Source organism: Modicisalibacter sp. 'Wilcox' (assembly GCF_010993675.1).
Lineage (GTDB): Bacteria > Pseudomonadota > Gammaproteobacteria > Pseudomonadales > Halomonadaceae > Modicisalibacter > Modicisalibacter tunisiensis.
This window is the reverse complement of the sequence record NZ_WNXF01000007.1, coordinates 79,148-91,171: the sequence shown is the minus strand read 5'-3', so window position 1 is coordinate 91,171 and position 12,024 is coordinate 79,148. Positions and strand designations below refer to the sequence as shown.

9 protein-coding genes are annotated in these 12,024 nt (G+C 64.7%); 6 read left to right on the top strand and 3 right to left on the bottom strand.

Going from position 1 to position 12,024, the window contains the following annotated elements:
• Positions 1-71: 71 nt before the first annotated feature.
• The gene (locus tag G7A98_RS08490; RefSeq protein WP_163649229.1) at positions 72-1,646 is read right to left on the bottom strand and encodes a hypothetical protein; all 1,575 of its coding nucleotides are present in this window, start codon (positions 1,644-1,646) and stop codon (positions 72-74) included.
• A 158-nt stretch (positions 1,647-1,804) separates the two neighbouring features.
• Between G7A98_RS08490 and G7A98_RS08485 the strand changes: the two genes are divergently transcribed.
• The 3 genes from G7A98_RS08485 (at position 1,805) to G7A98_RS08475 (ending at position 7,355) form a co-directional block, all read left to right on the top strand.
• Complete coding sequence (locus tag G7A98_RS08485) at positions 1,805-3,445, top strand: glucan biosynthesis protein (RefSeq protein ID WP_163649228.1); 1,641 nt, start codon at positions 1,805-1,807, stop codon at positions 3,443-3,445.
• Positions 3,435-5,489 carry a glucans biosynthesis glucosyltransferase MdoH gene (gene mdoH, locus G7A98_RS08480; protein WP_163649227.1) on the top strand — a complete coding sequence of 685 codons (2,055 nt, stop codon included), beginning with the start codon at positions 3,435-3,437 and terminating at the stop codon, positions 5,487-5,489. Before G7A98_RS08485 ends, mdoH begins: the two co-directional genes overlap by 11 nt.
• 96 nt (positions 5,490-5,585) lie before the next feature.
• Positions 5,586-7,355, top strand: coding sequence for an SLC13 family permease (locus tag G7A98_RS08475; protein ID WP_163649226.1), 1,770 nt, complete (start codon positions 5,586-5,588; stop codon positions 7,353-7,355).
• Here the strand turns inward: G7A98_RS08475 and G7A98_RS08470 are convergent.
• Together G7A98_RS08470 and G7A98_RS08465 are read right to left on the bottom strand one after the other, a co-directional pair.
• Positions 7,315-7,962 (bottom strand): alpha/beta hydrolase, encoded by a 648-nt coding sequence (locus G7A98_RS08470; RefSeq protein WP_163649225.1) that lies wholly within the window; start codon positions 7,960-7,962, stop codon positions 7,315-7,317. The genes G7A98_RS08475 and G7A98_RS08470 overlap by 41 nt on opposite strands.
• 22 nt (positions 7,963-7,984) lie before the next feature.
• Positions 7,985-8,911, bottom strand: coding sequence for a TauD/TfdA family dioxygenase (locus G7A98_RS08465; RefSeq protein WP_163649224.1), 927 nt, complete (start codon positions 8,909-8,911; stop codon positions 7,985-7,987).
• Between the two features lie 257 nt (positions 8,912-9,168).
• Between G7A98_RS08465 and G7A98_RS08460 the strand changes: the two genes are divergently transcribed.
• Genes G7A98_RS08460 through G7A98_RS08450 form a run of 3 tightly spaced genes read left to right on the top strand, consistent with a single transcriptional unit; the run spans position 9,169 to position 12,000 of the window.
• Entirely contained in the window at positions 9,169-10,209 is a 1,041-nt protein-coding gene (locus tag G7A98_RS08460; protein ID WP_224416647.1) for an ABC transporter substrate-binding protein, read from the top strand.
• Between the two features lies 1 nt (position 10,210).
• Entirely contained in the window at positions 10,211-11,113 is a 903-nt protein-coding gene (locus tag G7A98_RS08455; protein WP_163649223.1) for an ABC transporter ATP-binding protein, read from the top strand.
• The gene (locus tag G7A98_RS08450) at positions 11,110-12,000 is read left to right on the top strand and encodes an ABC transporter permease subunit (RefSeq protein WP_163649222.1); all 891 of its coding nucleotides are present in this window, start codon (positions 11,110-11,112) and stop codon (positions 11,998-12,000) included. Before G7A98_RS08455 ends, G7A98_RS08450 begins: the two co-directional genes overlap by 4 nt.
• Positions 12,001-12,024: the final 24 nt, after the last annotated feature.

Sequence of the window (12,024 nt, the reverse complement as noted above, 5' to 3'; positions counted from 1 at the left end):
TCCCGGGGTTCACAGCACCCCTCATCGGTCCGGCGCTCCGGGACCTGTCGACGGATCAGGCGTTGGTAAACTCACTTCGATAGCCCCTTGTCAGAGCCAACTGCGATGCCCTGCCGGGAGCGGGCGCCGAACAGCCGGTGCAGCAGGCCGCGCAGCGCATCCTGGCGCCGGCTCGCCGGCGCGTCGCTCGGCCACAGGCCGGGCCGGAAGCCCGCCGCCTCGAAGCGGGCGATCAGCGCGACGTCGCGGCTGATGACGTGGATCGGCACGTCGCGGCTGGCCTTGTCGCCGGTGATCAGCGGGGCCGGCTGGTGATCGCCGAGCACGATCAGCAGCTGGTGCTCGCCCAGGTAGCGCTCGGCGAAGCCGGCCATCGCGGCCAGGGCATAGTCGATGGCGCGGATATAGTGGCGACGCACGTCCCCCGCGTCCTGCCACAGCACTTCCGGTGCCGGCCCGGCCGTCGCCCAGCGGTCGAAGCGCCGCCCCTCCTGCAGGTCATCCCAGTCATCCAGCAGCGGCAGAATCGGCGTCCAGGGCGCATGGCTCGAGATCATCGCCAGTTCGGTGAACAGCGGCCGTGACTGGCTGCGCCGGTAGTCCGCGAAGAACCGCCAGGTGTACTGGTCGGGCATGGTCACCCAGTTGAGCGCCGGTCCCCGGTAGGGGATGTCCCGGGCGGCCAGGCGGATGTCGTAGCCCAGCCGGCGACCGGCCGGCCAGGGCGCGGTGATCGCCGGCATGATGGCCACGCTCCTGTGGCCGGTCAGCCGGAAATCGTCGATCAGGGTCGGGCTGTCGCGCGTCAGCAATAGGTCGTAATGCCGCTGGCTGGTCAGCCACAGCCCGCTGATGACCGTGCCATGGGCCAGCCAGGACTGGCCGCCCTGCACCGGCGAGGTCAGCCGCGAGGTGGCGACGTGCAGGCCGGCGGCGTCGAAGCGGCGCTGCATGGCCGCCAGCCGGGGAGCGATGACGGGCGCATAGCGCGGGTCGAACAGGGCCGAGACCCCGTAGGACTCGATGAAGGCCAGGCTCACGTCGCGCCCGGCCAGCCCCGGCAGCGCCGCGGCCGGGCGGGCGTGGCCGTCGGCGAGCTGCTGCCGGAAGGCGGCCCAGGCCTGGCGGGTCTCCACGCCCTGCTGCCAGTGGCGCATGACCAGGGTCATCAGAGGGGTGGCAGCGTGACCCGACGCCGCCACGGGCAACGACAGCACGAGCAGGGCGACGAGCGCGCCGCGTCGTGGCCGGCTCGTCGCGGTCGGAAGCCGGCCCAGCAGATGCGCCCCGCCCCAGGTCAGCGCCAGGATGGCTGCCCCGGCGGCGCACAGGAGCAGCGGCGCAAGGAACTTACCGACATTATCGACCATCAGATGGTAGGCTGGGCCAACGAGGCTGGCATCCAGCAGCGGGTTGAAGGCGCGCCCCAGGCTCAGTCGGGACAGGTCATCGAGCAGGGCCAGCAGCGTCGCCAGCCCCAGTGCGCAGGCCGCCGGCCAGGCCAGCCACCGGCGCAGGCCGGGGCCGGCGAGGCACAGCGCCAGGACCAGCCACAGCCCCTCGAGCGCCGGCCATCCGCCGCCGGTCATGGCGGGGGCCAGGCGACTCAGGGCGAGCAGCCAGCCTTCGACGACGACAAGAATCAACAGGCCTCGAGACAGGGGACGACTCCTCGCCGGTGACCGCCACCGGCCGGCATGGGGAAGGCCCATCATGGCGCGAACGCGCAGCGAGTGCCAAACCGCTATATTGTGGGCAGTGAACGGAAGGGACGCATTGTCAATTTTGGGAATGAGGAACGCCCATGAATGTGTGGCACTATCTGGCGCTGGGGCTCGCGTGCGCGGGCCTGCCGGTGGCCAATGCCCAGGAAACGCCCTCTGGCGGAACGGATTCGGCGCCGGCCAGGGCCGCCGAGCAGGTTCCGCTTTCGTCGCCGGACCCGTCCCCCCGCGAGGACTGGACACCCCAGGCGCTGTTCGAGCATGTCGTCGAGCGGGCCCGCAAGCTTGCCGACGGCGACTATCAGGCCCCGCAATCCAGGTTGCCTGCCTTTCTCAAGGAGCTCGATCACAACACCTACAGTGACATTCGCTTCCGGCCCGAGCATGCCCTGTGGCGGGATGACCGGCTCTTCGAGGTCCAGTTCTTCCACCCCGGCTTTCTCTACGACAACCCGGTCGAGATGCACGTGCTCAAGGGCGGCCGCATCGAGGATCTGGCCTTCGACCCCGGCATGTTCGAATACCGCGGCGAGTCGGCGGCGCTGAAGGAAAAGGTGGAGAAGATCGATCCCGCCAAGCTGGGCTTCGCCGGCCTGCGGCTGCACTATCCGGTCAACACGCCGGACTACAAGGACGAGATCGCCGTCTTCCTGGGCGCCTCCTACTTCCGGCTCGTCGGGCGCGGGCAGCGCTACGGCCTGTCCGCCCGCGGGCTGGCGGTGGATACCGCGACCCAGGGCGGCGAGGAGTACCCGACCTTCCGGGCCTTCTGGCTGGTACGCCCGGAGCCCAATGCCTCGACCATGACCCTGCTGGCGCTGCTCGACAGCCCCTCGGTCACCGGCGCCTACCGGTTCGATGTGCATGCCGGTCGCCAGACCGTGGTGGATGTCGATGCCCGGCTGTTCGCCCGCCAGGATGTCGGCAAGCTCGGCGTCGCGCCGCTGACCAGCATGTTCCTGCACGGCGAGAACAGCCTGGAGGACTTCGACGACTACCGGCCCGAGGCACACGATTCCGATGGCCTGCTCATGAACACCTCGAGCGGGCAGTGGATTCGCCGGCCGCTGTCCAACCCGCCGTCGCTGAACGTCACCCAGCTGCGCGACACCAACCCGCGCGGCTTCGGCCTGATGCAGCAGGATCGCGACTTCGAGCACTACCTGGACCTGGATGCCGCCTACCAGCGTCGTCCCAGTCTGTGGGTGGACCCGCTCGAGGGCGACTGGGGCGAGGGCGGCGTCGAGCTGGTCCAGATCCCCACCGAGCGCACCATCCACGACAACATCATCTCCTACTGGGTGCCGGATACGCCCTTCAAGGCCGGCCAGACCCGCCATTATCGCTACCGCCTCGCCACCCGGGACGCCACCGTGCCCGGCGAGACGCTGGGCCGCGCGATCCGCATGCGCAACGGCTGGGCGGCGGACCCGGGGCAGGCCGAGCCGCCGCCGCACACCCTGCGGCGCTTCATCGTCGACTTCCGCGGCGGCGAGCTGGACGGGCTGGATGCCTCGCAGCCGGTGCAGGCCGATCTCAACGTCAGCCAGGGCAAGGTCAGCGATCTTCGCGTCCGGCCACTGCCCGACGGCGACACCTGGCGAGCCGCGTTCACGCTGGACCCGCAAGACGCGTCCGCCGACATGCAGCTGTCCCTGACGCTGCGTGGTCAGCGGTTGACCGAAACCTGGAGCTATCTGTGGAATCCCGATGTCCTATGAAACTGATCCCCGCGCCCCGGGGGTGAGCCAGGGCGTGGGCACGTCCCCCGATGTCGCGCTTCAGGAGCGGCCGGAGTCGACCTCATCGTCGATCGCCGCGCCTGCCGAAGCAAGCACGGCCGGTCGCTCGACCCCGCCGGCCCAGCGCATGCCGATGCTGGGCCTGCGGCGGCTGGTGTTCTTCACCCTGGCGATCGTGACCAGCCTGCAGGGCGCCTATATGATGTTCGACATCCTGCGCGCCAACGGCCTGACGGTGCTGGAAGGCGCCATTCTGGGCCTGTTCGTGTGCATGTTCGCCTGGCTGACCATGTCGTTCTGGTCGGCGATCGCGGGCTTTCTGGTCGTCATCACCCGGCGTGACCCGCTGACCCTCAAGCGGGCCGCGCCGCTGTCGGAAACCCTCGACCCGAACCGGCGCATCGCCCTGGTGATGCCGGTCTACAACGAGGACACGGCCCGGGTGATCGCCGGGCTCGAGGCGACCTGCCACTCGCTGGCGGCCACCGGCAAGGCCGACGCCTTCGACGTCTTCCTGCTAAGCGACACCACCGATTCGGAAATCGCCGACGCCGAGCGTCGCGCCGCGGCGGCGCTGAGCGAGCGCATGCCCGGCGGGCTGACGCTCTACTACCGGCGTCGCGAGCGCAACATCGGCCGCAAGGTCGGCAACCTGGCGGAGTTCTGCTGCCGCTGGGGCGACGCCTACGAGAGCATGATCGTGCTCGACGCCGACAGCGTGATGGGCGGGGAGACCCTGGTGCGCCTGGCGGCGACCATGCAGGCCAACCCGCGGCTGGGGCTGCTGCAGACCGTGCCGCTGCCGGCGCGCTCCAACACCCTGTTCGGCCGCTTCCTGCAGTTCGCCGCCACGCTCTACAGCCCCATGCTGGCGGCCGGACAGAGTGTCTGGCAGGGCGATACCGCCAACTACTGGGGGCACAACGCGATCATCCGCATCGAGGCCTTCGTCAACCACTGTGGGCTGCCGCCGCTGCCCGGCAAGGCGCCGATGGGCGGCGAGATCCTCAGCCACGACTTCGTCGAAGCGGCGCTGTTGCGACGCGCCGGCTGGGAGGTGAGGCTCCACGCCGGCCTCGAGGACAGCTACGAGGAACTGCCGGGCAACATGGTCGACTACGCCAAGCGCGACCGCCGCTGGTGCCAGGGCAACATGCAGCATCTGCGCCTGCTGCTCGCGCGCGGGCTACATCCGATCAACCGCCTGCACTTCCTGCTCGGTGCGCTGGCCTACATGGCCTCGCTGCTGTGGCTGATCATGCTGGGCCTGAGTACCGTCGACGCCGTGGTGCGGGCAGTCGCCAAGGTGCGCTTCTTCAACGAGGGCTACCAGCTATTCCCCGAATGGCCGGAATCGAAGGTGGCGATGATCGCCTCGCTGCTGGTGATCACCGTGCTGATGCTGTTGCTGCCCAAGCTGCTCGGGGTGATCGTCGGCCTGCTCCAGCGACGTCGCGATTTCGGCGGTGGCGTTCGCCTGGCGTTCAGCGCGCTGGTCGAGGTGCTCTTCTCGATTCTCATCGCGCCGTTGATGATGGCCTTCCACGCCTGGTTCGTGGTCAGCGTGCTGGCCGGACGCACCGTGTCGTGGAGCTCGCAGGTCCGCGGCGGTCGCCTGATCCCGTGGAGCGTGGCGTGGCGGCGCACCGGGGCGATGACCCTGCTGGGCCTGCTCTGGGGCGGCGTCAGCTATTACTTCGCACCGCTGTTCTTCTGGTGGCTGTCACCGGTGTTGCTGGGCATGGTCGCCTCGGCACCGCTGCTGCGTTATACCAGCAGCATTCGGGCGGGCGAATGGATGCAGCGTCACGGGCTGGTGTGCATTCCTGCCGAGGTCAACCCACCGTGGGTGCTTACGCGGCTGGAGCAGCTCGAGGCGAATCCGCCGAACGACGAAACGGCCGATGTCGACGCCGAATCGTTGCTCCCCGAGACCGAGCGTCGCCAGACGATGCCCACTCAGTCGCTCAGGGCCTGGTGGGGACTGGGCGGGGCGAAGCCGCCGTCCACTGAAAGTGCTTAGGCGATTAAGGTCTAGCCAAATTTCCACAAATAACTTCATGATATAAAGCAGGGCGGTCAAAATGCGGACTGAATCTCTTTCAGCCGCAGGACCGCCATGTCTCCCGATGCCTGGATCTCGCTCGCGACCGTCACCATCGTGTTCCTGCTGATGGGCACGACGCGTATCGGCGCCGATATGATCTTGCTCGGTGGGGTGATCGTTCTGCTGACCCTGGGCGTGATCGGCCCGCAGCAGGCACTGGCCGGCTTCTCCAACGACGGTCTGTTCACCGTGGCGTTCATGTACGTGCTGGTCGCCAGCATTCGCGAGACCGGCGGCATGGATCTGATCATCCGCTACGTGCTGGGGCGTCCCCGCAGCGAGTCCGGTGCCATGGCACGACTGCTGTTGCCGGTCTCGGCAATGAGCGCTTTCCTCAACAATACCCCGGTGGTGGCGACCTACGTGCCCGCGGTGATGAGCTGGAGCCGGCGGCTCGACCTGAAGGCCCATCGCTTCCTGATCCCGCTGAGCTTCGCCTCGATTCTCGGCGGTACCTGCTCACTGCTGGGCACCAGCACCAACCTGGTGGTCAACGGCCTGCTCGCCGCGCGCTACCCGCAGGCCTCGCTACACCTGTTCGACATCGCCTGGGTCGGCGTGCCGGTGGCGCTGGTGGGGCTCGGCTATCTGCTGTTCGCCGGTCGCTGGCTGCTGCCCAACCGGCGCAGCGCCGCCCAGGCCTTCGAGAATCCGCGCGAGTTCACCATCGAGATGGCGGTCGACCCGGAGGGCCCGCTGGTCGAGAAGACGGTCGAGGAGGCCGGGCTGCGTCATCTCCGTGGCCTCTTCCTGGTCGAGATCGAGCGCGGCGGCAACGTGGTCAGCGTCGTCGGTCCGGGCGAGAAGCTCAAGGCCGGCGACAGGCTGGTGTTCGCCGGCACCAGCGAGGCGGCCATCGAACTGCAGCAGTTCCGCGGCCTGCGGCCGTCGAGCCTCGGCGAGTCGAACCTGCAGAAGGATTTTCGCGAGCGCCGGCTGGTCGAGGCGGTGGTTTCCGATCAGTGCCAGTTCATCGGCCAGCGTATCCGCGAGGGACACTTCCGCACGCTCTACGGCGCCGCGGTGCTGGCAGTCTGCCGCAACGGCGAGCGGGTCGACGGCAACCTGGGGCAGATTCGCCTGCAGCCGGCCGACGTGCTGCTTCTGGAAGTGCGTCCGCCATTCATCGAGCGCCATCGCCAGTCGCGGGATTTCCTGCTGATCAGCCAGGTCAACGGCCAGGCGCGCCCGGTGCACGAAAAGGCCTGGCTGGCGTGGACGATCCTCGTCGGCGTGGTGGTGCTGGCCAGCTTCGGCGTATTGAGCATGCTCAATGCGGCGATGCTCGGCGCCCTGGCGAGCCTGCTCACGCGCTGCTGCTCGGTGGGCGCGGCCAAGCGCGGTCTGGATACCCAGGTGCTGCTGACCATCGGCGCGTCGTTCGGCCTGGGCGCGGCGCTGGAGAGTTCCGGGGCGGCGGCGGCCGTGGCGCAGCAGGCGATGACGCTGGCCGGCGGCGACCCTTACCTGATGCTGATCGGCGCCTATGTGCTGGTCGCGCTGCTCACCGAAGTGGTGACCAACAATGCCGCGGCGGTGATTGCCTTTCCCATCGTCACCGCCAGCGCCGAGAGCCTGGGGGTGAGCGTCATGCCGTTCGCCATCGCGGTGATGTTCGCCGCCTCGGCGAGCTTTTTGACGCCGCTGGGCTACCAGACCAATCTGATGGTCTACGGCCCGGGCGGCTATCGCTTCGGCGACTTCCTGCGCGTCGGGGGGCCGCTGAGCGTGCTGGTGGGGATCACCTCGCTGCTGCTGATCCCACGGATCTGGCCGTTCTAAATCGTGAATGCTGGTCCTCACAGTAATGGGTGCCAGGTGTTTCTGGTGCGATTTCTCGGGTCAGGTGGCTCAAGAGATAAAGTCCCTCAGGCCAATGGCTGTGCCCCGATTCAACATTGATATGGCCGACATTGGCGATAATATGGCAGATGCTTCCCCAGGCATTGGCGAAGTGTTCTATTCGCTGTCTAGATGCCGACCAATCGTTGGTCGATCCCACCACCAGGCTCGTAAAAGGTAACGGGGTTCCGGGGATGGGGGCAAAGGCTTTCAGGTTTCTCCTTGCCGGCCCTTGTTCTACATCGGCGGGGGCCACCAGCATGGCTGCGGCTATTTTGTATGTGAACGCTGATCGCGTAGTCCAATGGGCAATGCTGATACAGCCCAGGCTATGTGCGATGAGCACTATCGGTCCTTCGAGTCTGGAAACGGCACGCTCGATCGCCTCAATCCAATCATCGAAGCGGGGCAGATCCCAGTCAGTCACCTGGATGCGCGAGGCTTGGGGTAGAACGGCTTGCCAATGGCTTTGCCAGTGGTCTGAACCTGAGCCTTTCCATCCGGGTACGATAAGATAGTGGCATTTTTCATTAATAATTATTGCCATGTCATGCCTCCCGTAGCCAAGTTTAGGAGCCGACTAGATCCCAGTGTTGATTCTTTGAATCAAGAGATAAAAAGGGACGGTCTCCCTTGATAGTAACTCGTTCACCGCGCCTGGTCTTTCCGGCATAGTCGAATAATGCTCGGTGCTGAACGCAGCGATTGTCCCAGAAGGCAAGCGAGTTATTGCGCCAGCTAAAGCGTGTTGTGAACTCCGGGGTCTCCTGATGCCGATAAATAAACTCCAGCAGCGCTTCGCTTTCCGACGGGGTCAGTTCGAGAATTTCGGCGGTAAATCCACGGTTGACAAAAAGCCCCTTGCGGCCCGTTTCCGGGTGGGTGCGCACCACCGGATGAATGGCTTCCGGGTATTCGCTGCCATTGGCATAACCGAAGCATTCGCGATTCTGAGGACGCTGATTGCCGTAGCGATAGCGGTAATTGGCCTCTCCGGAATGGCGGGCGGTAAGTCCTTCCAGAAAACGCTGCATGGCCGGCGAAAGAGCTTCGAAGGCGGCGTAGCTACTGGCGAATAGCGTGTCGCCTCCGGCGGCTGGCACTTCCTTCAGATACAGGATGCTGCCCAATGGCGGCTGCTCGTCGCAGGAAACGTCTGAATGCCAGTCATTGCCGTTGACGGCTCGCTTTCCTGCCTTGACCTCGCGGGGATTGTCCGATGAATCCTTGTTCGCCTCGATCGGAAAAATTTCCGGGTAACCCTCGGGACCGCTGACCATCGGGTGGATGTGAAGTTCACCGAAATGCTTGCCCAGGGCAATGTGCTGATCACGCGTCAGGTGCTGGTCGTGAAAGAAAAGTACCTGATAATCGAGAAACGCTTTATGAATCTCGCGCCACTGCAGTGGTGTCAATTCACTGCTCAGGTCAAGGCCTTGAATTTCTGCACCGATATGTCCGGCGCTTGGAATGACTCGAAACGATTGATAGCTCATGGTGTGATTGCCTCGCAACGTTCTGGTGGAGATAACGGATGCCGGATAGCTGAAGCCTTGGTGTCTATCCTTGATCGAATTGGACGCGTTGAAAAATACCGATATTCGATTAGCTAATCAGCCACTGGCAGATTATGTAACTGCGCGAAGCCAACCCATATTTTTTGAAAAGCATTGCGAAATAAGTGATTGGCTGGCGGTTGTGGCAGCTCGATAGGCTGTCAGTTCTGATGAAGATGCATTTACCAGGAGACGATATGACAGACGCGAACATGACACGGCCAACCCGCTATCGACTATTCACGGCCGGCCTGGTTTCGCTTGGCGTAGCGGGCATGGGGTTGGCGGCTTGCGCTCAGGCTCAGGCTGCCGAGACGGTCCGTATCGCCGAGCAGTACGGCATCGTCTATCTTCCGCTGCACGTCATTCGTGACCAGGGCCTGTTGAAGAAGGAGGCCAGGCAGGCCGGCATCGAGCTCGATGTCGAGTGGAAGCAGCTTTCAGGGGGCGCCAACGTCAACAATGCGCTGCTTTCCGACAGCATCGACATCGCCGCCGCCGGGGTAGGGCCGCTATTGACGGCCTGGGATCGCACCCGAGGCAGCCTCGACGTCAAGGCGATTGCCTCGCTGGGCAACTTTCCGACCTATCTGGTCACCAATAACCCCGACGTCAAGACGCTGGCCGACTTCAGCGAGCACGATCGCATTGCCGTGCCGGCGGTCAAGGTCTCGGTTCAGGCGCGCTTTCTGCAGATGGCAGCTGCCAAGGCATTCGGGCAGCAACACTACGCCAAGCTGGATGACCTGACCGTGTCGTTGCCGCATCCGGACGCCACCAATGCGTTGGTGAGCGGCGGCACTGAACTGACGGCGCACTTCTCCAACCTGCCCTATCAGTATCAGGAACTGGCGGACCCCGATGTGCACAAGGTGCTCGATTCCTACGACATCCTGGGCGGGCCGGTATCGCCGGTACTGCTCTATGCCACGGCCGCCTATCGCAAGAATAACCCCGAGCTCTATCAGGCGTTTCTCGACGCGCTGCAACAGGCCAGCGAATTCATTGCCGATCATCCGGCCGAAGCAGTCGCGACCTACAAGCGAGTGACCGGTTCAAAGCTCGATAACGATTTCCTCGAGGACATCATTACCGACGATGCGATCAACTTCTCGCCGGTACCGAACAATACTTATCCCTTGGCGAAATTTCTGCATGACGTAGGCGCCATTCGGCATTCACCGGCCTCTTGGAAGGACTACTTCTTCCCCGAGGCGCATGACTGGGAAGGGAGTTGACATGGCCACCCTCGACGCTTTCAAGAAGCCCGACACACTCAAGACGCCCGACGCGCTCGCGCCACGGCCAGCCGCCGAGGCGCCGCAACAGACGCCGTCGCCGCCGGAACAGCCGCGGCTGGCGGTGGATAACGTAAGCCTCGAGTACCGCACGGCGCGACATGTGGTCAAGGCCGCTCAGCAGGTCAGTTTCAATGTGCAGGAGGGCGATCGTTTCGTGCTGCTGGGGCCATCGGGTTGCGGCAAGTCGACACTGCTCAAGGCGGTGGCCGGCTTTCTTGCCCCGGTGGAGGGCGAGATCCGACTCGATGGACGCTCGATCCACGCCCCCGGGCCGGATCGTATCGTGGTATTTCAGGAATTCGATCAACTGCCGCCCTGGAAGACCGTCAAGCAGAATGTGATGTTTCCGCTGCTCGCGTCCAGGACCCTGGCGCGGGATGCCGCCGAGACTCGCGCTCTGGAAACCTTGGAAAAGGTCGGCCTGTCGGGCTTCGCTGATGCCTATCCGCATACCCTGTCTGGTGGCATGAAGCAACGCGTGGCGATCGCCCGGGGGCTGGCCATGCAGCCACGTATACTGCTGATGGACGAGCCCTTCGCCGCACTCGACGCCTTGACCCGACGCAAGATGCAGGAAGAGCTACTGGCCTTGTGGGATGACGTGCACTTCACCCTGTTGTTTGTCACTCATTCTATCGAGGAGGCTCAGGTCATCGGCAACCGTATCCTGCTGCTGTCGCCTCATCCGGGGCGTGTCCGTGCCGAGCTTGGCTGCGAGGAGGATACCTTGAACAACCATGGTAGCGAGGCGACGCGAGCACGTACTCAGCGGATTCATCAACTGCTCTTTGAGCATCAAGCGAAAGCCGACGATGCGGTAACGCGGGAGGCTCGATCATGACGCTACGTTCCGTGCCCGCCGAAGAACGGGGGGAAAGGCCTGACCGGCTCTATGAGCTGCCGCCGATCGATACCCGCGATCTGATGGCCCAACGCAGCCGCTGGCAGCACCTATGGGGTCTGCCGGCCGTGCGCAAGGCGCTGATCCTGGTGGGGCTCGTGCTGCTTTGGGAAGGCGCGGCTCGCTATCAAGGCAATCCGCTCATGTTGCCCGGCGCGAGTGCCACGGTACGGGCACTATGGGACGGTCTCTTCGCTGGCCCGTTGCTGGCGCGCATCGGCGTATCACTGAGTGTGTTGATCAAGGGCTACGCCCTGGGATCGCTGTTGGCGCTGGGGCTGACCACCCTGGCGGTATCGACGCGCATTGGTCGAGATCTGTTGACGACGCTGACCTCCATGTTCAGCCCGCTGCCGGCGATTGCCCTGTTACCGCTGGCATTGCTGTGGTTCGGGCTGGGCGAAGCCAGTCTAATATTCGTGCTGATTCATTCGGTATTGTGGGCCATGGCGGTGAACATTCATGCCGGCTTCCAGGGGGTGAGCGAGACCCTGAGGATGGCGGGGCGAAACTACGGCCTGCGTGGGCTGCGGTATGTGGCGCTGATCCTGATCCCGGCCGCCTTGCCGTCACTGCTGGCGGGGTTGCGTATCGGCTGGGCCTTCGCCTGGCGCACGCTGATCGCCGCCGAACTGGTGTTCGGCGCTTCCTCGGGTGGCGGCGGGCTGGGCTGGTATATCTTCCAGAACCGTAACGAACTCTACACCGACAAGGTATTTGCCGGTCTGGTGGTGGTGATCGTGATCGGCCTGCTGGTCGAGAACCTGATCTTCGATACCTTCGAACGGCTGACCGTCAGGCGCTGGGGAATGGTGCGGGGACAATAACGTTGTTTTTTCAGGAGTATCAGG